A 25593-nucleotide genomic window follows, 5' to 3' on the forward strand; every position below is an offset into this window, starting at 1 on the left:
GAACCGTTTGTCCACAGCCTGGAGGTGCCTGTAGCCAAAATGTGCCGACGACCGAACAATCGGTAGGGAGGCGTGGCACGTCCGACGCGCCTCTCCGAGCCACTCCCCCGAGGAGGTGCCGTCATGACGGTCATGGAGCAGCGGGGCGCGTACCGGCCCACACCGCCGCCCGCCTGGCAGCCGCGCACGGACCCCGTGCCGCTGCTGCCCGACGCCTCGCCGTATCGCGTGCTCGGCACCGAGGCGGCCGGGCAGGCCGACCCCGCGCTGCTGCGCCGGCTGTACGAGGAACTGGTGCGCGGCCGCAGGTACAACGCGCAGGCGACCGCCCTCACCAAGCAGGGCCGCCTCGCCGTGTACCCCTCCACCACCGGCCAGGAGGCCTGCGAGGTCGCCGCCGCGCTGGTCCTCCAGGAGCAGGACTGGCTCTTCCCCAGTTACCGCGACACGCTCGCCGCGGTCGCCCGCGGCCTCGACCCCGTGCAGGCCCTCACCCTGCTGCGCGGCGACTGGCACACCGGCTACGACCCGCGCGAGCACCGCATCGCCCCCCTGAGCACGCCTCTCGCCACCCAGCTCCCCCATGCGGTCGGCCTCGCCCACGCGGCCCGCCTCAAGGGCGACGACGTGGTCGCGCTCGCCCTGGTCGGCGACGGCGGCACCAGCGAGGGCGACTTCCACGAGGCGCTGAACTTCGCCGCCGTCTGGCAGGCCCCGGTCGTCTTCCTGGTCCAGAACAACGGCTTCGCGATCTCCGTCCCCCTCGCCAAGCAGACCGCGGCCCCGTCCCTGGCCCACAAGGCGGTCGGGTACGGCATGCCCGGCCGCCTGGTCGACGGCAACGACGCGGTCGCCGTGCACGAGGTCCTGTCCGACGCCGTACGGCACGCGCGCGAGGGCGGCGGTCCCACGCTCGTCGAGGCGATCACGTACCGCATGGAGGCGCACACCAACGCCGACGACGCGACCCGCTACCGCGGTGACGCCGAGGTCGAGACCTGGCGCGGGCACGATCCGATCGCCCTCCTGGAGCACGAGCTCACCGAGCGCGGACTCATCGACGAGGCCGGCATCCAGGCCGCGCGCGACGCCGCCGAGGCCATGGCGGCCGAGCTGCGCGCGCACATGAACCAGGACCCGGTGCTCGACCCCATGGACCTGTTCGCCGATGTGTACGCCGAGCCCACTCCCCAACTGCGCGAGCAGCGCGAACAGCTGGCGGCGGAGCTGGCGGCCGAGCAGGAGGGGACGCACTGATGACCACCGTCGCCCTCAAACCGGCCACCATGGCGCAGGCCCTCACGCGCGCGTTGCGCGACGCCATGACGGACGACTCCACCGTGCACGTCATGGGCGAGGACGTCGGCACCCTCGGCGGTGTCTTCCGGGTCACGGACGGTCTCGCCAAGGAGTTCGGCGAGGACCGCTGCACGGACACCCCCCTCGCCGAGGCCGGCATCCTCGGCACGGCCGTCGGCATGGCGATGTACGGCCTGCGCCCGGTCGTGGAGATGCAGTTCGACGCCTTCGCCTACCCGGCGTTCGAGCAGCTGATCAGCCATGTCTCCCGCATGCGCAACCGCACCCGCGGCGCCATGCCCCTCCCGATCACCATCCGCGTCCCCTACGGGGGAGGCATCGGCGGCGTCGAGCACCACAGCGACTCCTCCGAGGCGTACTACATGGCCACTCCGGGCCTCCATGTCGTCACCCCCGCGACCGTCGCCGACGCCTACGGCCTGCTGCGCGCCTCCATCGCCTCCGACGACCCGGTCGTCTTCCTGGAGCCCAAGCGCCTGTACTGGTCGAAGGACACCTGGAACCCCGACGAGCCGTCCGCCGTCGAGCCGATCGGCCGCGCGGTCGTGCGCCGCCCGGGCCGCAGCGCCACGCTCATCACCTACGGCCCGTCCCTGCCCGTCTGCCTCGAAGCCGCCGAGGCGGCCCGGGCCGAGGGCTGGGACCTGGAGGTCGTCGACGTGCGCTCCCTGGTGCCGTTCGACGACGAGACGGTCTGCGCGTCCGTACGGCGCACCGGCCGCGCCCTCGTCGTGCACGAGTCCGGTGGCTACGGCGGCCCGGGCGGCGAGATCGCGGCCCGCGTCACCGAGCGCTGCTTCCACCACCTGGAGGCGCCGGTGCTGCGCGTCGCCGGGTTCGACATCCCGTATCCGCCGCCGATGCTGGAGCGGCACCATCTGCCCGGCGTCGACCGGATCCTGGATGCCGTGGGCCGGCTCCAGTGGGAGGCGGACAACTGATGGCACAGGTGCTGGAGTTCAAGCTGCCCGACCTCGGCGAGGGCCTCACCGAGGCGGAGATCGTGCGCTGGCTGGTCGAGGTCGGCGACGTCGTCGCCATCGACCAGCCGGTCGTCGAGGTCGAGACGGCCAAGGCGATGGTCGAGGTCCCCTGCCCCTACGGCGGCGTGGTCACCGCCCGCTTCGGCGAGGAGGGCACCGAACTGCCCGTCGGCTCAACGCTGTTGACGGTCGCGGTCGGCACACCCGCGTCCGACGCCGGGTCCGGGAACGAGGGCTCGGGGAACGTGCTGGTGGGCTACGGCACAGGTGCCCCACCGGCGCGGCGCCGAAGGGTACGCCGACTGGCGGCGGACGTCGTGACGTCGGTGGCGGACGTCCCCGCCGCCGAGCCCCCCGGCCGCGACGACGGCCCCGTCCCCGTGATCTCCCCCCTCGTTCGGCGCCTCGCGCGCGAGAACGGCCTGGAACTGCGGGAGTTGACCGGTTCCGGACGCGACGGCCTGATCCTCCGGGCGGACGTCGAACAGGCACTCCGCGCGGCGGCGGCCCAGGAGGCCATCGCCCAGGAAGCGACCCTCCTGCCCCCGGCCACGCTCCCCGACCCGACGGCCCGGCCCACGCCCCCCGCCCCCGGGACCACCCCCGCCCTCCCCGCCGACGGAGTCACCCGCACCCCCCTCCGAGGCATCCGCGGCGCGGTCGCCGACAAGCTCTCCCGCAGCCGCCGCGAGATCCCCGACGCGACCTGCTGGGTGGACGCCGACGCGACGGAGCTGATGCGCGCCCGCGCGGCCATGAACGCCGCGGGCGGCCCCAAGATCTCTGTCCTGGCACTGCTCGCCAGGATCTGCACGGCCGCGCTGGCCCGGTTCCCCGAGCTGAACTCCAGCGTGGACACGGAGGCGAGGGAGATCGTCCGGTTCGACCGGGTCCACCTCGGCTTCGCCGCGCAGACCGAGCGCGGGCTGGTCGTGCCCGTCGTCCGGGACGCGCAGGCGAGGGACGCGGAGGCGCTGAGCGCGGAGTTCGCGCGGCTGACCGAGGCGGCCAGGACCGGGGCACTGACGCCGGGGGACCTCACCGGCGGGACCTTCACGCTCAACAACTACGGGGTGTTCGGGGTGGACGGTTCCACGCCGATCATCAACCACCCCGAGGCGGCCATGCTCGGCGTCGGCCGTATCGTCGCCAAACCCTGGGTGCACGAGGGCGAGTTGGCGGTCCGGCAGGTCGTGCAGCTCTCGCTCACCTTCGACCACCGGGTGTGCGACGGCGGCACGGCGGGCGGTTTCCTGCGGTATGTGGCGGACTGCGTGGAACAGCCGGCGGTGCTGTTGCGCAACCTGTGATCACGGCGGCGCGGGCGAGTTCCCTGTGATCAGAGAGGGCCGCATACTCGGGGGGTGACCGCGTACGAGCCCCCCGACGCCGCTCACGACGCCTCCTACGACGCCGTCGTGCTCGCCGGCGGTGCCGCCCGCAGGCTCGGGGGCGCCGACAAACCCGGACTCCGGGTGGGCGGCAGGGCGCTGCTCGACCGGGTGCTCGGCGCCTGCGCGGACGCCGGGACCACCGTCGTCGTGGCCGACCCGAGGCCCACCGCCCGGCCGGTCCGCTGGGCGCGCGAGGAGCCGCCCGGCGCGGGCCCGGTCGCCGCGCTCGACGCAGGCCTGCGCCACACCGCTGCCGAGGCCGTCGTGGTTCTCTCGGCCGACCTGCCGTTCCTCGAACCGGCCACCGTGCGAGGCCTGTTGACCGCGCTGCGGACCAGCGGAGCCGACGGGGCGCTGCTCACCGACGCCGACGGCCGCGACCAGCCGCTCGTGGCCGCCTACCGCGCCTCGGCGCTCCGCCGCGAGCTGGCCGCACTCGCCCCGGCCGCATCCGTCAGCGGCTCCGCCGCGGGCGGCCTCACCGGGCTTCCCCTGCGCCGGCTGACCGCCGCGCTCGCACTCACCCGCGTCCCCGATCCTGTCGCGTCCTTCGACTGCGACACCTGGGACGACCTCGTCACCGCCAGGGCACGCATCAGGGAGCATGGGCACGTGTTGGATGAATGGATTTCCGCAGTCAAGGACGAACTGGGCATCGACCTGGACGTCGACACCGGCATCCTGCTCGACCTCGCCCGCGACGCAGCCCACGGGGTGGCGAGGCCCGCGGCACCGCTGACCACCTTCCTGGTCGGTTACGCGGCGGCGCAGGGCAAGGGCGGCCCCGAAGCCGTGGCGGAGGCCTCCCGCAAGGCCGCCGCCCTCGCGCTGCGCTGGGCCGACGAGAACACCGCGGAAGCCCCGTCCGAGGCCGGGCCAGGTGCCGGGCCCGGCACCGCACCCGGTGCCGACGCCGATGCCCCGCAGGCCGCACCGGGTCCGGACGTCGCCGGATGACCGCGCGCGGTGTGCACGCCGGTGAGCACGCCCCGGACGCCGAGGACCTCGACGTCGAGGAGGTACTCGCCCTCGTGAACGAAGGCAGCACCGGCCCCGCCGAACCCGCCGTGCCCTCCCCGCAGCCGCAGGGCGCCCCACAGACCCACACCACCGCGCGCCACCCCGACACCGCCCCGCACAAGGCCACCCCCTGGCCCGAGGCCCGCGCCGTCGCCGGCCGTGCCGCACGCTCCGGGACCCGCCGCGCCCCCGTCTCCGTGGCCCTCGACGCCGCCCTCGGCCTCGTCCTGGCCGCACCGCTCGTCGCCCTGAGCGACCTGCCCTCGTTCGACACCTCCGCGATGGACGGCTGGGCGGTCGCGGGCCCCGGCCCCTGGGCCGTACGCGAGGACGGAGTGCTCGCCGGGCACGCGCAGGCCGAGCCGCTGAGCGACGGTGAGGCCGTACGGATCGCGACCGGTGCCCGGGTCCCCGCGGACGCCACCGCCGTCATCCGGAGCGAGCACGGCCGCACCGACGACAAGAGCCGTCTCCACGCGGCCCGGGACGTCGGCCACGGCCAGGACATCCGCCCGCGCGGCCAGGAGTGCCGCAGCGGCGACCAGTTGCTGCCCGGCGGCACCCTGGTGACCCCGGCGGTGCTCGGCCTCGCCGCGGCGGCCGGGTACGACACGCTCACCGTCGTCCCCCGCCCCCGGGTCGACGTCCTCATCCTGGGCGATGAGCTGCTCACCGAAGGGCTGCCCCGGGACGGGCTCATCCGGGACGCGCTCGGGCCGATGCTGCCGTCCTGGCTGCGCGCGCTCGGCGCCGAGGTCACCGCGGTCCGCCGGCTCGGGGACGACGCGAAGGCGCTGCACAAGGCCATCACCGGCAGCACCGCCGACCTCATCGTCACCACCGGCGGCACCGCCTCCGGCCCGGTCGACCACGTCCACCCCATCCTGCGTCGTATGGGCGCCGAGCTCCTCGTGGACGGCGTCAAGGTGCGCCCCGGCCACCCCATGCTGCTGGCCCGCATCAAGGACGACCAGCACCTCGTCGGCCTGCCCGGCAACCCTCTCGCCGCGATCTCCGGCCTGCTCACCCTCGCCGAACCGCTGCTGCGCACCCTGTCCGCCCGCCCCGCCCCGGAGCCGTACGCGCTGCCCCTCCAGGACGCGGTGCACGGGCATCCGTACGACACCCGGCTCATTCCCGCCGTGCTGCGCGGTGAGGGGGCCGCGCCGCTGCACTTCAACGGCCCGGCCATGCTGCGCGGCATCGCGGCGGCCGACGCGCTCGCGGTCGTACCGCCGGGTGGCGCGCGGCAGGGGCAGCGGGCCGAACTGATCGATCTTCCCTGGGCTGTTGCCGGGATCGGGGTGTGTTTCACGTGAAACAGTCGGGCCATGATGCGATTGCCCGCCAGGCGGACGAGCATCTCGTGACCCATCGGGTGGAACTCCCGAAGAAAGTGGTCGAGCACCCCTTCCAGCAGGTCGCGAAACGGCTGTCCATCGCGCTGTTCCTGCTGATCGCGACCGCGTTGATCGTCTACGCCGACCATGAGGGCTACAACGACAACTCGGACGGCTCGGTCGACTTCCTCGACGCTCTCTACTACGCCACGGTCACCCTCTCGACCACCGGCTACGGCGACATCACCCCGGTCAGCGACGGCGCCCGGCTCACCAACATCCTGGTCGTCACCCCGCTGCGCGTGCTGTTCCTGATCGTCCTGGTCGGCACCACCCTCGAAGTCCTCACCGAACGCACGCGGGAGGAATGGCGTCTCAACCGCTGGAGGTCCACGTTGCGGGATCACACCGTCGTCATCGGCTTCGGGACGAAGGGGCGGTCCGCGATCCAGACCGTGTGCGCGACCGGACTGAAGAAGGAACAGGTCGTCGTGGTCGACCCCAGCGGCAAGGCGATCGAGGCGGCGAGCAGCCAGGGCTACGTCGGGGTCGTCGGGGACGCCACCCGCAGCGACGTCCTCAAGCGCGCCGAGGTGCACAAGGCACGGCAGATCATCATCGCCACCCAGCGTGACGACACGGCCGTCCTGGTCACCCTCACGGCCCGGCAGCTCAACCGCGCCGCGAAGATCGTGGCCGCCGTCCGCGAGGAGGAGAACGCGCCGCTGCTCAAGCAGTCCGGAGCCGACGCCGTCATCACCAGCGCCAGCGCGGCCGGCCGACTGCTCGGCCTGTCCGTGCTCAGCCCCGCCGCCGGCATGGTCATGGAGGACCTCATCCAGCAGGGCAGCGGCCTCGACATGACCGAACGCCCGGTCATAAAGGCCGAGGTGGGCAGGACCCCGCGCGAGACGGACGACCTGGTGGTGAGCGTCATCCGCGGACACCGGGTGCTCGGCTACGACGACCCGGCCATCGGAACCCTCCAGCTGACCGACCGGCTCATCACGATCGTGCGGGTCTCGCCGGGTTCGCAGGTCACGCCGGACACCCGCCCGCTGCCTCAGTGACCCGCCTTCGGCGGTCGCCTGTTGGACAGTGACCCGCCTTCGGCGGTCGCGCGCGGGACGAGGAGTAGCGTCGGCCTCATGTATGCGATCACGATTCCCGAACCTGGTGGACCCGAAGCGCTGGTGTGGGACGAGGTCCCCGAACCGGTGCCCGGCGAGGGCGAGGTCCTGGTCGAGGTGGTGGCCAGCGCGGTCAACCGCGCCGACATCATGCAGCGCCAGGGCTTCTACGACCCGCCGCCCGGCGCGTCCTCCTACCCCGGTCTCGAATGCTCCGGCCGGATCGTCGGCATCGGCGCCGGGGTCTCCGGGTGGTCGGTCGGCGACGAGGTGTGTGCCCTGCTCGCGGGCGGCGGTTACGCCCAGAAGGTCGCCGTCCCCGCCGGGCAGCTGCTGCCCGTGCCCGCCGGTCTCGACCTGAAGCAGGCCGCCGCGCTGCCCGAGGTGGTCTGCACGGTCTGGTCGAACGTCTTCATGGTCGCCCACCTCCGGCCCGCCGAGACGCTCCTCGTGCACGGCGGCTCCAGCGGTATCGGCACCATGGCGATCCAGCTCGCCAAGGCCGTCGGCGCGAAGGTCGCCGTCACCGCCGGCAGCAAGGACAAGCTCGACTACTGCGCCGAGCTGGGCGCCGACATCCTGATCAACTACCGCGAGCAGGACTTCGTCGCGGAGATCGAGCGGGCCACGGGCGGTGCGGGTGCCGACGTCATCCTCGACAACATGGGCGCCAAGTACCTCGACCGCAACGTCCAGGCCCTCGCCGTCAACGGCAGGCTCGCGATCATCGGGATGCAGGGCGGTATCAAGGCCGAGCTGAACATCGCCGCGCTCCTCACCAAGCGGGCCGCGATCAGCGCGACCTCGCTGCGAGCCCGCCCGCTCGCCGAGAAGGCGGCCATCGTCGCCGCCGTACGCGAGCATGTGTGGCCGCTGATCGAGGCCGGGCAGATCCGGCCGGTCGTCGACCGGGAACTGCCGATGAGTGAGGCGGCCACCGCGCACCAGGTGCTGGAGGACAGCGGACACATCGGAAAGGTGCTGCTCGTAGCGCCGTAGTCCCACAGTCCCGGCGGCGCAGTCCCACGGTCCCGTGGCGTCGCCGGGCGCTAGCTCCGGCGCACCCGGAGGGCGATGAAGGCGAGGCCCAGGCCGAGTCCGATGAGGATCAGGCCGCTGCCCAGCGGCAGGATCCGCAGCATGGGCTCGGCGGAGCCGGTGGCGCGGGTGACGGTCTGCTGCGCGGGCTGGAGCGGCGGCGAACTGGGCGTGGGTTCCGCCTGTTGGAGGGACGCGGAGTCGTCGGGCGCGGGACTCTCGGAGGCGCCACCGTCATCGTCCCCGTCGGCCCTGGGACCGGCCGTGTCGCCGCCGTCGCCGCCCCCGCTCTCGTCCTCGTCCGCGCTCGGTTCCGCCGTACGGCCGGGCCGCTCCCGTCCCTCGCCCGCCTCGCTGCCCGCCCGGGACGGCTCGGCGGAGGCGCGGGCGGGGTCGGGGCCGGAGACAGGTCCCACCGCGGAGGGGGAGGCGGACGCGGAGGCCGAGGCGGAGGCGGTCTCGGAGGCCGTGGCCATGGCCGTGGCTTTGCCGTCCCCGGTACCGGCGGCCCGGCCGTCCCCGGCGCCGCCGGTGCGCGCACCGCTCGCCGCCTCCACCCCGTACCCGGGCACACCCCAGGCCGGGTTCACCACCGCCCCCGTGCCCAGCACGAGCAGCAGCCCCGTCGCGCGCAGCGACGGCCATGTACGCAGCCATGGAGTCACGTCCGTGACCCCCTCCCGGGCCGAGGCGGCAAGATCGACGGAACAAGCGTCACATCCGGCGGACTGTCCGGCATTCCGGATTCGGCCATGCGGAAACGGTGGATCACTCTTGGAGGGGGGCGCCACGGTGCCGAGGTGGACGAGTGCGAGAGAATGGGCGCATGGAGATGCCGAGGAACGAAAGGTCGCCGGAGAAGCCTCAGATCCTGGTCGTGGGACAGGACGGGATGGCTCTCGGCGGCACCGGGGACGAGGACTCCCGCGAGATCCCGGTGACGGAGATGGTGGAGCAGCCGGCCAAGGTCATGCGGATCGGCAGCATGATCAAGCAGCTTCTTGAGGAGGTGCGTGCGGCTCCCCTCGACGAAGCCAGCCGGGCCCGGCTCAAGGAGATCCACCGCAGCTCCGTGAAGGAGCTGGAGGACGGTCTGGCGCCCGAGCTGGTGGAGGAGCTGGAGCGGCTGTCACTGCCGTTCACGGACGACGTGACGCCGAGCGACGCGGAACTGCGGATCTCGCAGGCGCAGTTGGTGGGCTGGCTGGAGGGTCTTTTCCACGGGATCCAGACCACGCTGTTCGCCCAGCAGATGGCCGCGCGGGCCCAGTTGGAGCAGATGCGGCGGGCGCTGCCGCCGGGCGTCGGTGACGGCGCCGAGGAGGGCCAGCCGGGCGCGGGCCGTGTGGGCGGCCCGTACCTGTAAGGACTCCCCGCTCGCTGACAGGGCCCGGCCGCTTTCGCTGCCGGGCCCTTCCGTGTCAGGGGTTCAGGACGGGTTGCCCGTCGAGACGCCCAGTTCGATCTGGGGCATGCTCTTGGGGTCGACGTCCGTGCCGGCCGAGGGGAACTGGTCCATGACCGTGCCCTGGCCGTAGGTGTTCTCGTCCTCGGACTTGATCTTGACCTTCCAGCCCGCGGCCTGGAGGCAGGACTTGACCGAGCTGATGTACTTGAACTGGAAGTTCGGGATCTGGATCTTGCTGGGGTCGTTGTACGACTCCTGGGGCTCCGTGCACGCCGTCGTCGCGATCGTCTTGGACGTGTCGCCGTCGCGGTGGCCCTCCACCGCCGTCACCGAGGTGCTCGCGCTCGCGCTGTCGCCGCCGCCCTTCGCGTCGTCCCCGCCGCCGTTCATCGACAGGGCGGCGATCAGCGCGCCGACCGCGACCAGGGCGACGACCACCGAGCCGATGATCACCGGCTTGTTGCTCTTGCCGCCGCCTCCGGCGGCCGGGGTGGGGTGCTGCGGGTTCAGGTTGTACGGCGGCGGGGTCGAGATGCCCTGCTGGCCGAATCCGGCCGAGGGATGCGGCTGGTAGCCCGCCTGCTGCGGATAGCCGTAGGACGGGGCCGGCGCGGGTGTGCCGCCGTAGGGACCCGGCTGGTACGGCGTGTGGACCGGGCCGGTGGGTGCCGGGGTCGCCTGGTCGACCGGCGGGAAGACCGCGGAGCCGACGCCCGCGCCGCTCTGCGCGGGCGCGCCCGGCACGATGCTCGGGGACGCCGCCTGGAGCGAGGAGGCGACCCGCAGGGCCTCGTCGCGCATGGACTCGGCGTTCGGGAAGCGCTCGTTCGGGTTCTTCTTCAGGGCGCGGGCGACCAGCGCGTCCACGGCGGGCGGCAGCGAGCGGTTGATCGAGGAGGGCGCGACCGGCTCCTCCTGCACATGCGCGTACGCGATGGCCAGCGGTGAGTCCGCGTCGAACGGCAGCCGCCCGGTGACCAGTTGGAACAGCATGATGCCGACCGAGTACAGGTCGCTGCGCGCGTCCACGCCCCGGCCGAGCGCCTGCTCGGGGGAGAGGTACTGCGGGGTGCCGACGACCATGCCGGTCTGGGTCATCGAGGTGACACCGGACTGCATGGCGCGGGCGATGCCGAAGTCCATGACCTTGACGACACCGCGCTTGGTCATCATCACGTTGCCCGGCTTGATGTCCCGGTGGACCAGGCCCATCTCGTGGCTGATGTCGAGCGCCGCGAGGACGTCCGCGGTGATCTTCAGCGCCTTGTCGGCGGGCATCGCGCCGAACTGCCGTACGTCCTCGTCGAGCACGGAGCCGAGCGGGCGGCCCTCGACGTACTCCATGACGATGTACGGCATCGTCGTGCCGTCCAGCGCGTCCTCGCCGGTGTCGAAGACCGAGACGATGTTGGTGTGGGTGAGCTTGGCCACGGCCTGGGCCTCGCGGCGGAAGCGCTCGCGGAAGGCCTGTTCCCGGCCGAGTTCGGTGTGCAGTGTCTTGATCGCGACCTGGCGGTCGAGCACCGAGTCGTACGCGAGGTGCACCGAGGCCATGCCGCCCTCGCCGAGCAGGTCGCGCAGTTGATAGCGGCCGCCCGCGAGCGCGCGCCCCGCGTACCGGCCCTGTGCGCCGTCCTGGCTCATCTTCCGTGTCCCCCATCGGCGCCGGTCAGTGATCGAGTGCCATTCCCGGCCAAGTCTGCCGGAGGGCACTGACACGTCAAGCGTGGTGCCCGATCCGTGACCGTACGCGAAAGAAGAGTCGTGGAAGCGTTACAGGTGCTGTACCGGCGGTACACAGAATTTGCACGACGGCCCGTGATACCGATTTGATGGCCGGTCCGTCACCGGACGATTCCGGCACTGATCCCGGAACGGAGGCTTGCGCCGAGCCTGTAGCGTGGCCGACGGAGACCGTGACAACACCGCGCGCACCGCGGGCAGAAACGACGGCGAGGACTGATGGCACAGCAGCACGCTCAGGGCCCGTCCGACCCCGAGACGGCTGGCGGCGGAATGTCGGACGCACCGGAGCTGTGGGGTAACGGCGGACTGGTCGGAGACGGCCGGTACCGGCTGACCCACAGACTGGGTCGGGGCGGTATGGCCGAGGTTTTCGCGGCCGAGGACGTACGGCTCGGACGCACGGTCGCGGTCAAGCTGCTCCGTTCCGACCTGGCCGAGGACCCGACGTCCAAGGCCCGCTTCACGCGCGAGGCCCAGTCGGTGGCCGGCCTCAACCACCATGCGATCGTCGCCGTGTACGACTCCGGCGAGGACTACGTGGGCGGCATGTCGGTGCCGTACATCGTGATGGAGATCGTCGAGGGACGGACGATCCGCGACCTCCTCCTCAACGCCGAGGCGCCCGGGCCCGAGCAGGCCCTGATCATCGTCTCCGGCGTCCTGGAGGCGCTCGCCTACTCGCACCAGCACGGCATCGTGCACCGCGACATCAAGCCGGCGAACGTGATCATCACGCACAACGGCGCCGTCAAGGTCATGGACTTCGGCATCGCGCGCGCCCTGCACGGGGCGTCCACGACGATGACGCAGACCGGCATGGTCATGGGCACGCCCCAGTACCTCTCCCCGGAGCAGGCGCTCGGCAAGGCCGTCGACCACCGCTCCGACCTGTACGCGACGGGCTGCCTGCTCTACGAACTCCTCGCGCTGCGGCCCCCGTTCACCGGCGAGACGCCGCTGTCGGTGGTCTACCAGCACGTCCAGGACATCCCGGTCCCGCCGTCCCAGACGTCGAACGGCGTCTGCCCGCCGGAGCTCGACGGCCTCGTCATGCGCTCCCTCGCCAAGGACCCGGACGACCGCTTCCAGACGGCCGAGGAGATGCGCGGGCTCGTCCAGTACGGCCTGCAGATGCTCTACGACCAGGGCGGCCACACCGGCACCTGGAACACCGGCCCGGTGACCGTGGCCAACGGCCAGGGGACCCCGCCCGGCGGCTTCGCCGGGACGACCGTGATGCCCCAGGGCGACGCCTCCGGCACCACGCAGATCCCGCAGCCGATCCTGCCCGGCCGCTACGGCAACGGCGACGACGGCGGTTTCGAGGGGCACGGCAACCAGGGCAGCGGCCGGGGCAAGCTGTGGATCCTCGCGGTGCTCGCGGTGATCGCCATCGCGGCGGGCGTCGCGCTGGCCATGAACAACACCGGCAACGGCAGCGGCGGTTCGGGCAACTCGCCGTCGCCGACCACCTCGCAGACATCGAGCGACGACACGGCCACGGAGTCGCCGAGCGACGACGCGACCGCGTCGTCGTCCGAGTCGGACACGGACGACAGCGGCACGTCGTCCGGTTCGCACTACACGCCGTCGGACACGCCCTCGTACACCCCGTCCCAGACGCCCACCGAGAAGCCCTCGAACACGCCGACCCCGTCGGCCACCCGGGAGCCCTCGAACACCCCGAGCGCGACGACCTCGGCGTCGGACCCGACGGACAGCGGCGGCACCGGTGACGGCGGCGGCGACGACGGCGGCACAGGCGACACCGTCGCCGGTGCCCTGGGCGGCTGACGGCCCGGTTCCCGGGCGGTCCTACGGCCTGGTTCCCCGGCGGTCCCGCGGGGCGGTGTCCTCGGCGAACGCCTCGCGCACCGCTTCGTACTCCCGCGTCCACCACACGGCGAGCGCGGACGCCGCGGGGAACTGCGGGTCCGCGCGGGTGTCGCCGCGCTCGTAGTGCCAGCGCAGCATCCAGAAGTCGTTGAGCCGCTCCCACCACACCCGGTGCACGGCGGCGGCCAGTTCGGCGGGTCCGGCGCGCGCCGTGCGCCGGTACGCGTGCGCGTACGCCCGCACCCTGGGCAGGTCCAGGGTCCCGTCGGGCCGTACGAAGAAGATCGCGGCGGCCCGTACGGCCTCCTCGGCGCGGGGCTGCACGCCGAGGCGGTCCCAGTCGACGATCGCGGCGGGGGCGTCGCCCTTGTAGAGCAGGTTGAACGGGTGGAAGTCGCCGTGCACCCACCCCACCGGGCCTCCGCGCGGCGGCCGTCGGTCCGCGTGCCGCTCCAGCAGCTCGCGCCGCTCGATCAGCCGGTACCGGGCGAGTTCGTCGAAGGCGTCGGCGGGCCGGTGCCGGCGGACGTGCTTGAGGAGGTCGTCGATGAGGGCGAAGGTGTCGGCGGGGTCGGCTCCCGGCGCGCACTCCTCCCGGCGCCCCGGCATGACCCGCTCCAGGCACGCGTGGACGACCCCCAGCAGCGCTCCGAGGCGTCCGCACTGGTCGGTGGTCAACTGGCCGCCGTGGCGGTGCCGTCCGTCGATCCAGGGGTGCAGGGCGTAGGCGTGACCGCCGACGATGGCGACCGTGCGGCCGTCGCGGCCCGGGAGCGGCGGGGCCACGGGGACGCCGAGGTCGGCCAGGCGGCGGGTCGCGGTGTGCTGGCGGGTGATCGCCGCCGGGTCCGCGGTCTCGGGGTCGAAGTGGTGCTTGAGGAAGTAGCGGCCCCGGGTCGTGCGGAGCCGGTAGCCGCGGTTCAGGAGGCCCTGGTCGACAGGTTCGCAGGTGACGGCGGAGCCGGCGGCGTACTGGCGGAGGAGGGCGCCCAGCGGGGGCGCATGGGGCGCGAGGGGTGGTACACGTAAGGGTGGCACGCGGCTGATGCTAGGACACGATAGTCGCCATTGACCTGCGGTTTGTCACAGAAAGTCACCGCTCGGTCGACGGCGGTCGCTTTCGGTCACAGGGCGGGCCCGAAGCGCCGTTCCAGGCCGCCGTCCGCCGCGTGCAGGGCGCTGAGCCGCGGTTCGATCCGCAGGTACACCATCGCGTCCCCGGCCGGTCCGAAGCGCTCGACCTGCTCCGCCGTCGGCTCGTGCGGCTCGCAGGTGCCGATCACCTGTACGGACCACAGGTCCTCGTCCGGTCCGGCCGAGTCCAGGTTGTCGGCGCCGTACGCGACGACACGGTCCACGCACGCGTGGTGATGGCCGTGGCGCCGGGGCATCCGCAGCAGCAGCCGCTCCTCCGCCACGATGTGGCGGGCGGGCGTCAGGAAGGGCAGCGCCCCCAGGGTGGTGGCCATCCGGCCGTGATCGGTGCGCGCGAGCAGGGCGACGGCCAGCTGTCGGTCGGAGGGCATGCACTTACTGTCGGGTGGGCGACCCCTCCGGGGGAGGGGTCTTTGGTCCCTACCTGGCCCCGAATCGGTCCCTAGGAGGCCTATGAGCGCTGCTGCTCGGCCTGTCTCCGCGCCACGAAGGCCGCCGCCTGCGAGCGCCGCTCCATGCCGAGCTTGGACAGCAGGCTCGACACGTAGTTCTTGATGGTCTTCTCCGCGAGGTGCAGCCGCTCGCCGATCGCCCGGTTGGTGAGCCCCTCCCCGATCAGGTCGAGGATCCTGCGCTCCTGGTCGGTGAGCCGGTCCAGCGTGTCGTCCTGCTGGGATCCGCCGTTGCGCAGCCGCTCCAGGACCCGGGCCGTCGCCACCGGGTCCAGCAGCGACCTGCCGGCCGCCACGTCCCGCACGGCGGAGAGCAGCTCGTTGCCCCGGATGGCCTTCAGGACGTACCCGGAGGCGCCCGCCATGATCGCGTCGAAGAGAGCCTCGTCGTCCGCGAAGGAGGTCAGCATCAGGCACTTCACGGACTCGTCCAGGGCGCGGATCTCGCGGCACACCTCGACCCCGCTGCCGTCCGGGAGCCGTACGTCCAGGATCGCCACATCGGGGTGCGTGGCGGGGATCCGCACCAGCGCGTCGGCGGCCGTGCCGGCCTCGCCGACCACCTCGATGTCGTCCTCCACCGAGAGCAGTTCGTGGACACCCCGGCGGACCACTTCGTGGTCATCGAGGAGAAATACGCTGATTTTTCCGTCTCCGGGCACGCGGTAAGTCTCACACACGGGCTCTTCCCGTGCCCGAGGTGGGCGGGATAACGTGCCGTTGTTCCGGCCCCCTGCAAGGCTGTGACCAGGACTTGTTCCCGACTTTGCCGATTTACTTGGAAATCCAAGCAAAATCGCAGGTCAGGAGGGGTTTCACAGAAATGTGGAGCACTGGGTAACGTGCATGGTGCAGGGCGCTCGCCGGGGCACCTGTCACGCCTGCTCCCGACGAACCGCACCCACCCTGTGCGTCCGTGGGGCGCAGGTGAGCCGCACTGGCACCCGGCGAACCCGGGGAGCCGGACCGACGGAGGAGCACACGTGACCGTGGAGAGCACTGCCCCGCGCAAGCCGCGACGCAGCGCCGGAAGCAAGGCCAAGGGCGCCGACCCGGACCTCGTCCAGCTGCTGACGCCCGAGGGCAAGCGAGTCAAGAACGCGAAGACCGCCCCGTACGACAAGTACGTCGCGGGCATCACCCCCGATGAGCTCCGCGGCCTGTACCGCGACATGGTGCTCACCCGCCGCTTCGACGCCGAGGCCACCGCCCTCCAGCGCCAGGGCGAGCTGGGCCTGTGGGCGTCGCTGCTCGGCCAGGAGGCCGCCCAGATCGGCTCCGGGCGGGCCACCCGGGAGGACGACTACGTCTTCCCGACCTACCGCGAGCACGGCGTCGCCTGGTGCCGCGGGGTCGACCCGACCAACCTGCTCGGCATGTTCCGGGGCGTCAACCACGGCGGCTGGGACCCGAACACCAACAACTTCCACCTGTACACGATCGTCATCGGCTCCCAGACGCTGCACGCCACGGGCTACGCCATGGGCGTCACCATGGACGGCGCCGACAGCGCCGTGATCGCGTACTTCGGGGACGGCGCCTCCAGTCAGGGCGACGTCGCCGAGTCGTTCACGTTCTCCGCGGTCTACAACGCGCCGGTCGTGTTCTTCTGCCAGAACAACCAGTGGGCCATCTCCGAGCCCACCGAGAAGCAGACCCGCGTCCCGCTCTACCAGCGCGCGCAGGGCTACGGCTTCCCGGGCGTCCGCGTCGACGGCAACGACGTCCTGGCCTGTCTCGCGGTCACCAAGTGGGCGCTGGAGCGGGCCCGCAACGGCGAGGGCCCGACGCTCGTCGAGGCGTACACCTACCGCATGGGCGCGCACACCACCTCGGACGACCCGACGAAGTACCGGGCCGACGAGGAGCGCGAGTCGTGGGAGGCGAAGGACCCGATCCTGCGCCTGCGCACGTACCTGGAGGCCTCGAACCACGCGGATGAGGGATTTTTCGCGGAACTCGAGACGGAGAGCGAAGCGTTGGGCAGGCGAGTGCGCGAGGCGGTCCGTGCCATGCCGGACCCGGACCGGTTCGCCATCTTCGAGCACGTGTACGCGGACGGGCACGCGCTCGTCGACGAGGAGAGGGCCCAGTTCGCCGCCTACCAGGCGTCGTTCGCGGACGCAGAAGGGGGTAAGTGACATGGCGGAGACCACGACGTTCAAGAACCTGCCGCTGGCCAAGGCCATCAACGAATCGCTGCGCGCCGCCCTGGAGTCCGACCCCAAGGTCCTCATCATGGGCGAGGACGTCGGCAAACTCGGCGGCGTCTTCCGCGTCACGGACGGCCTCCAGAAGGACTTCGGCGAGCGCCGGGTGGTGGACACCCCCCTCGCCGAGTCCGGCATCGTCGGCACCGCCATCGGCCTGGCCCTCCGCGGCTACCGCCCGGTCGTGGAGATCCAGTTCGACGGCTTCGTCTTCCCGGCCTACGACCAGATCGTCACCCAGCTCGCCAAGATGCACGCCCGCTCCCTGGGCAAGGTGAAGCTGCCGGTCGTCGTGCGCATCCCCTACGGCGGCGGCATCGGCGCGGTCGAGCACCACTCGGAGTCCCCCGAGGCGCTCTTCGCGCACGTGCCCGGCCTGAAGATCGTCAGCCCGTCGAACTCGTCGGACGCCTACTGGATGATGCAGCAGGCCATCCAGAGCGACGACCCGGTGATCTTCTTCGAGCCCAAGCGGCGCTACTGGGACAAGGGCGACGTCAACACCGAGGCGATCCCCGGCCCGCTGCACAGGGCCCGCGTGGTCCGCGAGGGCACGGACCTGACCCTCGCCGCCTACGGCCCGATGGTGAAGCTCTGCCAGGAGGTTGCCGACGCCGCCGCCGAGGAGGGCCGGTCCCTGGAGGTCCTGGACCTGCGCTCGGTCTCCCCGCTGGACTTCGACGCGATCCAGACCTCGGTCGAGAAGACCCGCCGGCTGGTCGTGGTCCACGAGGCGCCGGTGTTCTTCGGCTCCGGCGGCGAGATCGCGGCCCGCATCACCGAGCGCTGCTTCTACCACCTGGAGGCCCCGGTGCTCAGGGTCGGCGGCTATCACGCCCCGTACCCGCCGGCCCGCCTGGAGGAGGAGTACCTGCCGAGCCTGGACCGGGTGCTCGACGCCGTCGACCGCGCTCTGGCGTACTGAGGAGAGGGTCGTGACGACGATGACAGAAGCGTCCGTACGCGAGTTCAAGATGCCGGACGTGGGCGAAGGACTCACCGAGGCCGAGATCCTCAAGTGGTACGTCCAGCCCGGCGACACCGTCACCGACGGCCAAGTCGTCTGCGAGGTGGAGACGGCGAAGGCCGCCGTGGAACTGCCCATCCCGTACGACGGCGTGGTCCGCGAACTCCGCTTCCCCGAGGGGACGACGGTGGACGTCGGCACCTCCATCATCGCGGTGGACGTGTCGGGCGGCGCGGCTCCCGCGGAGGCCCCGGCACCCGAGGCCTCGGCACCGGAGGCTCCGGCGACCGAGGAGAAGCCGGCGGCCCGCACACCGGTGCTCGTGGGCTACGGAGTGTCCACGTCCGCCACCAAGCGCCGCCCGCGCAAGGGGACGGAGATCCCGGCCCAGGAGACCGCGCAGGCGGCCGTGGCGGCCGTACAGGCGGAGCTGAACGGTCATGCGGCACCCGCCGTCGCGGTACAGCGTCCGCTGGCGAAGCCGCCGGTGCGGAAGCTCGCGAAGGACCTGGGCGTCGACCTGGCGACGGTGACCCCGTCGGGCCCGGACGGCGTGATCACCCGCGAGGACGTGCACGCGGCGGCGGCTCCCGCGCAGGCGGTCGCGCCGGCCGCACCGGTGGCGCCCGCGGTGCCGGTCGCGTCCTCGGCACCTTCCGCGACGTACGACACCACCCGGGAGACCCGTATCCCGGTGAAGGGCGTCCGTAAGGCGACGGCGGCGGCGATGGTCGGCTCGGCGTTCACGGCACCGCATGTCACGGAGTTCGTGACGGTGGACGTGACGCGCACGATGAAGCTGGTCGAGGAGCTGAAGCAGGACAAGGACATGGCGGGCCTCCGGGTCAACCCGCTCCTGCTGATCGCCAAGGCCCTGCTGGTCGCGATCAGGCGCAACCCGGACATCAACGCGTCCTGGGACGAGGCCGCGCAGGAGATCGTCCTCAAGCACTACGTCAACCTGGGCATCGCGGCGGCCACCCCGCGCGGCCTGATCGTCCCGAACATCAAGGACGCCCACGCCAAGACCCTGCCGCAACTGGCGGAGTCCCTCGGCGAGTTGGTCGCCACGGCCCGCGAGGGCAAGACGTCCCCCGGGGCGATGCAGGGCGGCACGCTCACCATCACCAACGTCGGCGTCTTCGGCATCGACACCGGCACGCCGATCCTCAACCCGGGCGAGTCCGCGATCCTCGCGGTCGGCGCGATCAAGCTCCAGCCCTGGGTCCACAAGGGCAAGGTGAAGCCGCGTCAGGTCACGACGCTGGCGTTGTCCTTCGACCACCGCCTGGTGGACGGGGAGTTGGGTTCGAAGGTGCTGGCGGACGTGGCGGCGGTGCTTGAGCAGCCGAAGCGGTTGATCACCTGGGGGTAGTGGGCTGCTGCCTCCATGGGCCGCGCGTCTCCGTGAGCGGGGGCGCGCGGCTCAGCTCTGCTCCGGCGGGTTCCCGTGGTCGGCGCGCGGCGCGGTGAGCCGGTCGGCGACCAGGGCGAGCCAGCCACTCGGTGAGTACGGCGTGGGCGGGTCGACCTCCATGCCCAACTCCGCGACGGCGAGCGCGTATTCGGGCTCGTCGAGGTCCAGGGCGAGGAGTTCGTGCAGTTCGCCGGTGAGACGGGCGACGAGGTACGGGTCGGTCGAGGACCGGTAGTCGTCGACCGCCGTGTCGTGGTCGTCGAACTCGTCCGGCATGTCCTGGGAGAACCAGCCGCCGAGGAACTGGCCGAGTTCCGGGAAGCGGGCGTGCCATTCCCAGTGGGTGGCGGGGGCTGCCGGGGGCGGGACCTCGCCCTCCTCGACGCTGTGCTTGATGTGGTCGGCGAGGCAGTACAGCCATTGCTGGATCTCGGCCTCGGGGAGCCCCACGTCCGGGATCGTGTAGAACTCGCCGAGCCGCAGGCGGAGTCGGCCCGGCGGATGGTCGGCGTACTCCCGCAGCTGCCGCTCCGCGACGGCGAGGGCCCACGGCCGGCTGTGCCAGGTGTGACGCAGGTAGGCGACCAGCGCGCCGCTCGGCCTGTCCGGCGTGTCGTCGGCCGGCTGACCGGCGTAGGCGCGGATCACCTGGTCCAACTCGCCGTAGCGTCGGTCGTGTTCGAGGGGGCTCAGGGGCACGGGGATCAGCCTCTAGGGATCGGGTCGCTACGGGTGGGTCGTTTACGGACTACGGGCTACGGACTACGGGCTACAGGTAGACGGGGAACGTGGCGTGCACGGCGAACCCGTGCGGCCGGGACGCGTCACGCCGCAGGATCACCCGGGCCGCGCGGACGTCCACGGGGTCCCGTCCGGCCAGCATCATCGCCTGGAGCAGGACCCGTCCGACCGGGTCGGGGCGGGAGGGCCAGGACGCCTCGATGGTCAGGCGGGGGCGGGTGGACTGCGCGAGCCAGCGGTGGATGGCCTGTTCGTTGGCGGTGACGGTCTGTTGGGTGGCCCATTGGGCGGTTTCCCGGTCTGGGTAGGTGGCGGTGCGGGTGCGCATGCGTTGCTCGCTCTCAGTCTTCACGTCTTCACGGCCTGCACATCGCGACCCAGTCCTTGTGGTTTCTCGGTTTCGTGGGCGGCTGGACGGCCTAGTCATCCTCGAAACGCCAGAGGACCAGGACATTCTCGTCAGAAACTCCGACAAGACAAACGTCGATCGTTGTGTCGGCAAGGGAGTTGACATGGAACGACGACACCAGAAAATTGGCTTGGTCGCCATCTTCCGCGTGCCCGTGATTGGTGAAGAAACGGGCGTTCTTCCCGGCTGCTGCCAAGGTTTCAAGCAAGCAGTTGTCCCGCTCAGTGTCCACTGCTCGGAGGGATTCGCTGGGACCGTACAGAAGGGATCCGGCGGAAATCAGTCTGGCCAGATCCAGCGCTCCCTCATGTGAAACTTCCACAAGGCTGTCACGCAATGTCATGCCGTCAATGATGCGGAGTGCAGGGGTTCCGTGAACCATTTCTACGACATTCTCGTACCAGTCCGCCCCTCTGCGGGAACTGATTGCAGCGAAGGATTGGCGTTCGTCGAAATATCCTTGCAGACACCCGGGCAGGTCCGGACTCTTCCTCGGCATAGATCCTCCCAGGGTTCGCTTATGGAAGCGTCGGCATGGATGTGTAGGCTACATAGGGTGGGTGGAGGCCATTCTTGTATTTGAGTACGACCTTCACGGTATGTGTATCCTGCGCCGCACTTGCGTGAGGGTTTCCGGCTGTAATCGTACGCCCGGTCACGGAATTATACTCGACTTGATCAAGGGTCAGAATGGAGGAATCGGAACGTGGCCTGGAAAGCCACTTCTCGATCTTCTCCTTATTGTTCACGCCTTCGTTCTGCTGCCCTGAATTCGCAGGCGGTCCGACATATTCCATCGCGTTCTGTGTGTATTTTTGAGCAGCGGGAAGGTCCGAGAAAGTGGAGGCGGCGTCGATCGTCGGCTGATCCCTGAGTCGTTGGGCGAGCTGCTCATCCGTCTTTCCCACGTGCTTGTCGATGATGTGGCTGCCGTGTACTCCCTCCTGATTCGCCAGGTCGAGCGGGTACGCATGATTGGCTTCGCTGTCCCCCGGAACCGTATACAGAGGATTTCCCTTGAAGTCTGTCAACGCCCGTGCGCCGAACGCCTCTGCCCTGGCCGTCTCGGCATGGAAGGTCGGTGCGCTCAGGTATGCCTAGTCCAGGGCCGGCAGCAACGCGTCGATTTCGGTGGCCTGTCGATGAACGCGGTTTTCGTAGGCTGACACGGCGTCGTTCAGGGCGCCCTCGTCGATGTTCAGGACGATCCCGACCGAGACGTCCGCGACCAGGCCCTTGCCTGCATGCCACAGCCCTTTTACCAGGCTCTTCGCGTCCGTGACGTCCAAGTGCCGGGGATCGAGTTGCTTGATGCTGTCGACGACGGCTTGGCGGTAGATCCGGTGCAGATCGTCCCGGACGTCCTCGGCGGCCTTCGCGACGTTGTAGATCGCATCGACCATGGCATCGCAGGTGTCGAAGAGAACGGCGAAGACGGGATGGCTGCTTCCCCGCTTTCTCGCGTCGTCGTTGGCCCAGTCGTAGCCTTCGCGGTTCTTGCCCCAGGCGGACGTTCCCCACAGCGTGCTGCAGAACGTCCGCATCGCGTTGTACCAGTCCTGGTCGGTCTGGTCGGTGATGCTGCCGACGAGGCCCGTCAGCGTTCCCTCCACCATCCCGAGCGTGGTCTGCGGCATGCGCCACGCCTGGGAGATCGAGTACAGGCGCAGATGATGGGGCAACGGGAGGATCGTCGCCGCCTTGCCCCAACGGCACTCGTGCTCCAGCAGGGGACGCATGACAGCCAGGACCACGGCTTCCAGGCCTTCGAGGGCCTCCTGCATCAGATCCTGGCCCGCGTCGACGTCCCCCCACTTGAAATCGGTGACCGGGCCGTAGGCGGGGGCTTTGTCGATGACATGCGGGTTCGGCCGATGCGTCGGCTGTCCTGTGGGTGAAGGGTGTGTGGCCGCGTCGGCCGCCGCGTAATTGTTGGCGGTGGACGTGAAGCCGACGGCGGCTCCTCCCACGCTCACCAGGGACTTCGCCCAGACCTCCAGGAAGCGCTCGGCGACTTTCAGGTAGGCGGAAGTGAAGTCCTTCATCGCCGTACCCCTCCCGCCGCCGTCCGGGTACCGGGCCAGTTCGTCGAGGAACGACTTGATGCCACGGTCAAGAGGGTCCTGCTGGCCCGCTACGCCCGTCGAGACGCCGTACAGGACGGCCGGAGTGACATCGATCTTCCCGTTCCCCGGCTGTGTCGGTGTGCCCATCAGGCAGCTCCCCAGCCGCGCAGCACCGCCCGATGGGCCGCCGCGTAGTTCGCATGGCCGGTCGTCACATACGCGTGCAGCCACTTCTGCGCGGCCTGCAGGTCCTGCGCCGACCTGTCCCACTCGTCGAGCTTTTCGACGAAGACCTCGCGGGCCTCGCCCTTCCACGACAGGACGACCGGTTCGGCGCGGTCGTAGAGGTCGTCGAGTCTGCCGTTGAGCTGCTTGAGGATGTCCTCCAGTTCGGCGGCGAGGTCGTGGAGCGTGGCGAAGGAGACGGTTATGTGGTCGTCGGCGGAAGCCCCGGTCGACATGATCCCCCTGGACATCTGTCGGTAACTACGTCTGGATGGTCGGCACTTGGCGGCCCTCGTGCAGAAGGCTCAGCGAGGTCGGACTGGCCAGCGGGGTCAGAAGGAGTCGAGGCTGCTGCGCGGGGGCGCCGCATCGGCTCCCGGCCCCGCCTCCGTGTTGGGCGTCGACAGCTTGTCGACCTCGCTGCCGACGTCCACCTGGATCCTCCGCATCTGCTCCAGCACCTCGATGTCGTGCGCGGAGAAACCGTCCCGGCTCCTCCGCACGGCCTGCTCCAGCAGCTTCATCACTTCGCGGATGCGTACGGCGTCCTCGGTCGCCGCGCGGTGGAACTCGCGGTACGCCGTCGCCGCCGGCCCGCGCCAGCCGGCCTCGATGCGGTCGACCACCGCGTCCATCCGTCCGACCTGCTGGTCGAGGTGGTCCTGCATGTCATCGAGGTCACCGGCGAGCTTGGTGAGGTCGGCGGATGTGACGTGCAGGTCAGGGCTGCCGTCCTGGCCCGCTCCGGTTCCGGGCACTGCCATGCCGTATCTCCGCCCCCGTCGCGTCGACATCACACGTCACTTGCTGTTGCAATAATCCTACGGTTCGCAGTGACCTCGAAGCGAGGCGGTCAGGCCGGCGGATGACCTTGCCGTGTCACGGAGTTACGCCTCGTGGCGCCCCGCGATGTGCAGCTCCGCCCACACGGTCTTCCCCACCGTGAGTCTCTCCACGGCCCAACGGGCGGCCAGCGTGCGGACGATGAGCAGGCCGCGGCCGAACTGGTCTTCCGGGGCCGAGGTTTGGGGATACGGGAGTCGCTCGCCCCTCGGATCGGTGACCGCCACGCGCAGGGCGTTGCCGGTGAGGGACGTCTCCACGCGGAACAGGCGGTCCCTGAGGCACCCGTGAAGCAAGGCGTTCGTGCACAACTCGCTTGCCAGTAGCGCCGCGTCGCCGGCGGAGTGGGGGTGTCCCCAGGCTGCGGTGAGGTGGGCGACGTGTCTGCGGGCGCGGGGGATGTTGATCGGGTACGGGGTGTAGGTGACGGCGTCGTAGTGGTCGTAGCGGCGATCGTGGGGCTTGGGGAGTCCGGGAGGACAGGAGTCGGTCACCGGGAGGCACCTCCATGGGGGGCGGGGCCAGGTGGGGTGGCTCTGCCGTGCTGTGTGAGGGCAGCGCGGTGCACTTCCGCCAACTGGTGTCACTGGGTGGGCGATCGAGTACTGAAGGTAGCGAGTCCTCTGCAGGGTGTGCAAGCAGTCTCGGGGAAATCTGTCCCCAAATTTGCTTGCAGTGCTGCTTCGGCGAACTGCACACTGGCCGCGACCCGGGAGGTAATCCGACGTGACCGCAGGCCAGTTCATGCGTGGGAATCGCGTGTCGACCGTGCTCGCCCGCAAGTTGGGCGGCGAGCTGCTGAGGCTCCGTGACGACGCGCGGCTCACCCAACCGCAGGCCGCCGAGGCCCTGTCGGCGACGGCGGCGAAGGTCGCCAAGATGGAGCGCGGGTGGGTGCCGTTCCGGGATCCCGACATCCGGATCCTGTGCGAGCTGTACGGAGTGACCGACCCGAAGGCCGTGGAGCGGCTGCTGAGCCTCGCCAGGACGGACCGTGAGCGCCGCAAGGCCAAGGGGTGGTGGAACCAGTACCCGGAGCTGCGCGCCTTGGTGGAGTACGTGGCCCTGGAGGACATCGCGACCGGGGTCCGCACATGGCAAGGCGCCTTTGTCCCGGGCCTGTTGCAGACCCCGGACTATGCCCGCGCTCTCGCGATCGGCAACGCCGACTGGGACGACCCGGACGACGTCGAGCGCTTCGTCGAGGCGAAGATCGCGCGACAGGCACGGCTGACGGACGCGAGTCCTCTCAACCTGTGGGCGGTGGTGGGCGAAGGGGCATTGCGTCAACTCGTCGGTGGTCGTGAGGTGATGCGGGGACAACTGGCGCAGCTGGCGGAGGTGGCCCGCCGGCCGAACGTCCGGCTTCAGGTGGTTCCGTTCCTCGCGGGTTCCCACCCCGGCATGACCAGCGCTTTCAGCGTCGTGTCCTTCGCGGAACCCGGCGCGATGGACGTGGTCTACATGGACACCACCTCATCTACCCTGTGGCTGGAGAGCGAGGCCGATGCCGCACGCCACAACACCACGTTCGAGCGGATCGCCCGCAGCGGACTCGCCCTTCGCGATTCCACTGCCCTGATCGAACGCATCCGCAAGGAGCTCTGAGCTGTGCCCCTCTTCGACTTCACCAAGTCCACGTACAGCAGCGGCAACGGCGAGTGCGTCGAGGTCGCCCGCAACATCCCCGGCGCGATCGCCGTCCGTGACTCGAAGGACGTGGACGGCGCGATAGTCCGGCTCACCCCCTCCGCCTGGACCGCCTTCGCCGCACACGTGGACCAGGTGGACCGCCGCCCGGTCTAGCCACCGCGCCCCCGCCGTACGACAAAGGGACCCGCCGCTGGTATGCGGCAGGCCCCTCCGTACGGGTTGGTCAAGATGCTGACCGAG

The 25593-nt window shown here is 70.8% G+C and carries 27 protein-coding genes; 14 read left to right on the top strand and 13 right to left on the bottom strand.

Annotated features, from left to right (window positions below):
- Positions 1–123: 123 nt before the first annotated feature.
- From pdhA (ACIPTO_RS23480) to ACIPTO_RS23510, 7 genes are all read left to right on the top strand, one after another.
- Entirely contained in the window at positions 124–1257 is a 1134-nt protein-coding gene (gene pdhA / locus ACIPTO_RS23480) for a pyruvate dehydrogenase (acetyl-transferring) E1 component subunit alpha (protein ID WP_401195191.1), read from the top strand.
- Positions 1257–2261: an alpha-ketoacid dehydrogenase subunit beta gene (locus tag ACIPTO_RS23485; protein ID WP_401195193.1), complete on the top strand. Its 1005-nt coding sequence runs from the start codon at positions 1257–1259 to the stop codon at positions 2259–2261. Before pdhA (ACIPTO_RS23480) ends, ACIPTO_RS23485 begins: the two co-directional genes overlap by 1 nt.
- Positions 2261–3613: a dihydrolipoamide acetyltransferase family protein gene (locus ACIPTO_RS23490; RefSeq protein ID WP_401195195.1), complete on the top strand. Its 1353-nt coding sequence runs from the start codon at positions 2261–2263 to the stop codon at positions 3611–3613. Before ACIPTO_RS23485 ends, ACIPTO_RS23490 begins: the two co-directional genes overlap by 1 nt.
- A 54-nt stretch (positions 3614–3667) precedes the next feature.
- Positions 3668–4654, top strand: coding sequence for an NTP transferase domain-containing protein (locus tag ACIPTO_RS23495; RefSeq protein ID WP_401195197.1), 987 nt, complete (start codon positions 3668–3670; stop codon positions 4652–4654).
- Complete coding sequence (locus ACIPTO_RS23500; RefSeq protein WP_401195200.1) at positions 4651–6036, top strand: molybdopterin molybdotransferase MoeA; 1386 nt, start codon at positions 4651–4653, stop codon at positions 6034–6036. The genes ACIPTO_RS23495 and ACIPTO_RS23500 overlap by 4 nt, the downstream gene beginning before the upstream one ends.
- Positions 6033–7127: a potassium channel family protein gene (locus ACIPTO_RS23505; protein ID WP_366318654.1), complete on the top strand. Its 1095-nt coding sequence runs from the start codon at positions 6033–6035 to the stop codon at positions 7125–7127. The genes ACIPTO_RS23500 and ACIPTO_RS23505 overlap by 4 nt, the downstream gene beginning before the upstream one ends.
- A gap of 78 nt (positions 7128–7205) precedes the next feature.
- Entirely contained in the window at positions 7206–8186 is a 981-nt protein-coding gene (locus tag ACIPTO_RS23510; RefSeq protein WP_401195202.1) for an NAD(P)H-quinone oxidoreductase, read from the top strand.
- A 50-nt stretch (positions 8187–8236) separates the two neighbouring features.
- On the opposite strand, the gene ACIPTO_RS23515 is transcribed toward ACIPTO_RS23510, so the two are convergent.
- Positions 8237–8890 carry a hypothetical protein gene (locus ACIPTO_RS23515; RefSeq protein ID WP_401195205.1) on the bottom strand — a complete coding sequence of 218 codons (654 nt, stop codon included), beginning with the start codon at positions 8888–8890 and terminating at the stop codon, positions 8237–8239.
- A 161-nt stretch (positions 8891–9051) separates the two neighbouring features.
- Between ACIPTO_RS23515 and ACIPTO_RS23520 the strand changes: the two genes are divergently transcribed.
- Positions 9052–9591: a bacterial proteasome activator family protein gene (locus ACIPTO_RS23520; protein ID WP_352179930.1), complete on the top strand. Its 540-nt coding sequence runs from the start codon at positions 9052–9054 to the stop codon at positions 9589–9591.
- A 63-nt stretch (positions 9592–9654) separates the two neighbouring features.
- On the opposite strand, the gene ACIPTO_RS23525 is transcribed toward ACIPTO_RS23520, so the two are convergent.
- Positions 9655–11277: a protein kinase gene (locus ACIPTO_RS23525; protein WP_401195208.1), complete on the bottom strand. Its 1623-nt coding sequence runs from the start codon at positions 11275–11277 to the stop codon at positions 9655–9657.
- Between the two features lie 372 nt (positions 11278–11649).
- Here ACIPTO_RS23525 and ACIPTO_RS23530 point away from each other — a divergent pair, with 372 nt between their 5' ends.
- Positions 11650–13173, top strand: coding sequence for a protein kinase (locus tag ACIPTO_RS23530; protein WP_401195475.1), 1524 nt, complete (start codon positions 11650–11652; stop codon positions 13171–13173).
- A 21-nt stretch (positions 13174–13194) separates the two neighbouring features.
- Here the strand turns inward: ACIPTO_RS23530 and ACIPTO_RS23535 are convergent, their stop codons facing one another.
- From ACIPTO_RS23535 to ACIPTO_RS23545, 3 genes are all read right to left on the bottom strand, one after another.
- Complete coding sequence (locus ACIPTO_RS23535; protein ID WP_401195210.1) at positions 13195–14253, bottom strand: phosphotransferase; 1059 nt, start codon at positions 14251–14253, stop codon at positions 13195–13197.
- A gap of 86 nt (positions 14254–14339) precedes the next feature.
- The gene (locus ACIPTO_RS23540) at positions 14340–14741 is read right to left on the bottom strand and encodes a pyridoxamine 5'-phosphate oxidase family protein (RefSeq protein ID WP_366318644.1); all 402 of its coding nucleotides are present in this window, start codon (positions 14739–14741) and stop codon (positions 14340–14342) included.
- Between the two features lie 80 nt (positions 14742–14821).
- On the bottom strand, positions 14822–15484 hold the full coding sequence (locus ACIPTO_RS23545; RefSeq protein WP_401195213.1) for a response regulator: 663 nt from the start codon (positions 15482–15484) through the stop codon (positions 14822–14824).
- 321 nt (positions 15485–15805) lie between these two features.
- Here ACIPTO_RS23545 and pdhA (ACIPTO_RS23550) point away from each other — a divergent pair, with 321 nt between their 5' ends.
- The 3 genes from pdhA (ACIPTO_RS23550) to ACIPTO_RS23560 are packed head-to-tail and all read left to right on the top strand — an operon-like array spanning position 15806 to position 19374.
- A complete protein-coding gene (pdhA, locus tag ACIPTO_RS23550; RefSeq protein WP_366318640.1) occupies positions 15806–16963 on the top strand; it encodes a pyruvate dehydrogenase (acetyl-transferring) E1 component subunit alpha in 1158 nt (385 codons plus the stop codon).
- A 1-nt stretch (position 16964) separates the two neighbouring features.
- The gene (locus tag ACIPTO_RS23555) at positions 16965–17957 is read left to right on the top strand and encodes an alpha-ketoacid dehydrogenase subunit beta (protein WP_366318638.1); all 993 of its coding nucleotides are present in this window, start codon (positions 16965–16967) and stop codon (positions 17955–17957) included.
- Positions 17958–17967: 10 nt separating this feature from the next.
- Positions 17968–19374 (top strand): dihydrolipoamide acetyltransferase family protein, encoded by a 1407-nt coding sequence (locus ACIPTO_RS23560; RefSeq protein ID WP_401195217.1) that lies wholly within the window; start codon positions 17968–17970, stop codon positions 19372–19374.
- 51 nt (positions 19375–19425) lie between these two features.
- Here ACIPTO_RS23560 and ACIPTO_RS23565 read toward each other — a convergent pair whose 3' ends face one another.
- From ACIPTO_RS23565 to ACIPTO_RS23600, 8 genes are all read right to left on the bottom strand, one after another.
- Positions 19426–20115, bottom strand: a complete 690-nt coding sequence (locus tag ACIPTO_RS23565) for a contact-dependent growth inhibition system immunity protein (protein WP_401195219.1) — start codon at positions 20113–20115, stop codon at positions 19426–19428.
- A gap of 70 nt (positions 20116–20185) precedes the next feature.
- The gene (locus ACIPTO_RS23570) at positions 20186–20485 is read right to left on the bottom strand and encodes an RNase A-like domain-containing protein (protein ID WP_366319168.1); all 300 of its coding nucleotides are present in this window, start codon (positions 20483–20485) and stop codon (positions 20186–20188) included.
- A 91-nt stretch (positions 20486–20576) separates the two neighbouring features.
- Positions 20577–20909 carry a hypothetical protein gene (locus ACIPTO_RS23575; protein ID WP_401195221.1) on the bottom strand — a complete coding sequence of 111 codons (333 nt, stop codon included), beginning with the start codon at positions 20907–20909 and terminating at the stop codon, positions 20577–20579.
- A 175-nt stretch (positions 20910–21084) separates the two neighbouring features.
- The gene (locus tag ACIPTO_RS23580; RefSeq protein WP_401195224.1) at positions 21085–21597 is read right to left on the bottom strand and encodes an RNase A-like domain-containing protein; all 513 of its coding nucleotides are present in this window, start codon (positions 21595–21597) and stop codon (positions 21085–21087) included.
- Between the two features lie 66 nt (positions 21598–21663).
- Complete coding sequence (locus ACIPTO_RS23585; RefSeq protein WP_401195226.1) at positions 21664–22779, bottom strand: hypothetical protein; 1116 nt, start codon at positions 22777–22779, stop codon at positions 21664–21666.
- Entirely contained in the window at positions 22779–23093 is a 315-nt protein-coding gene (locus tag ACIPTO_RS23590) for a WXG100 family type VII secretion target (RefSeq protein WP_401195229.1), read from the bottom strand. Before ACIPTO_RS23590 ends, ACIPTO_RS23585 begins: the two co-directional genes overlap by 1 nt.
- A 96-nt stretch (positions 23094–23189) precedes the next feature.
- On the bottom strand, positions 23190–23621 hold the full coding sequence (locus ACIPTO_RS23595; protein ID WP_401195232.1) for a WXG100 family type VII secretion target: 432 nt from the start codon (positions 23619–23621) through the stop codon (positions 23190–23192).
- A gap of 123 nt (positions 23622–23744) precedes the next feature.
- Positions 23745–24194: an ATP-binding protein gene (locus tag ACIPTO_RS23600; protein WP_401195234.1), complete on the bottom strand. Its 450-nt coding sequence runs from the start codon at positions 24192–24194 to the stop codon at positions 23745–23747.
- Between the two features lie 250 nt (positions 24195–24444).
- On the opposite strand from ACIPTO_RS23600, the gene ACIPTO_RS23605 reads away from it, so the two are divergent.
- Both ACIPTO_RS23605 and ACIPTO_RS23610 read left to right on the top strand, forming a co-directional pair.
- Positions 24445–25308 carry a DUF5753 domain-containing protein gene (locus tag ACIPTO_RS23605; RefSeq protein ID WP_401195477.1) on the top strand — a complete coding sequence of 288 codons (864 nt, stop codon included), beginning with the start codon at positions 24445–24447 and terminating at the stop codon, positions 25306–25308.
- 3 nt (positions 25309–25311) lie between these two features.
- Positions 25312–25506, top strand: coding sequence for a DUF397 domain-containing protein (locus tag ACIPTO_RS23610; RefSeq protein ID WP_401195236.1), 195 nt, complete (start codon positions 25312–25314; stop codon positions 25504–25506).
- Positions 25507–25593 lie beyond the last annotated feature (87 nt).

It is taken from the genome of Streptomyces sp. NPDC090083, assembly GCF_044747445.1.
Classification (GTDB): domain Bacteria; phylum Actinomycetota; class Actinomycetes; order Streptomycetales; family Streptomycetaceae; genus Streptomyces.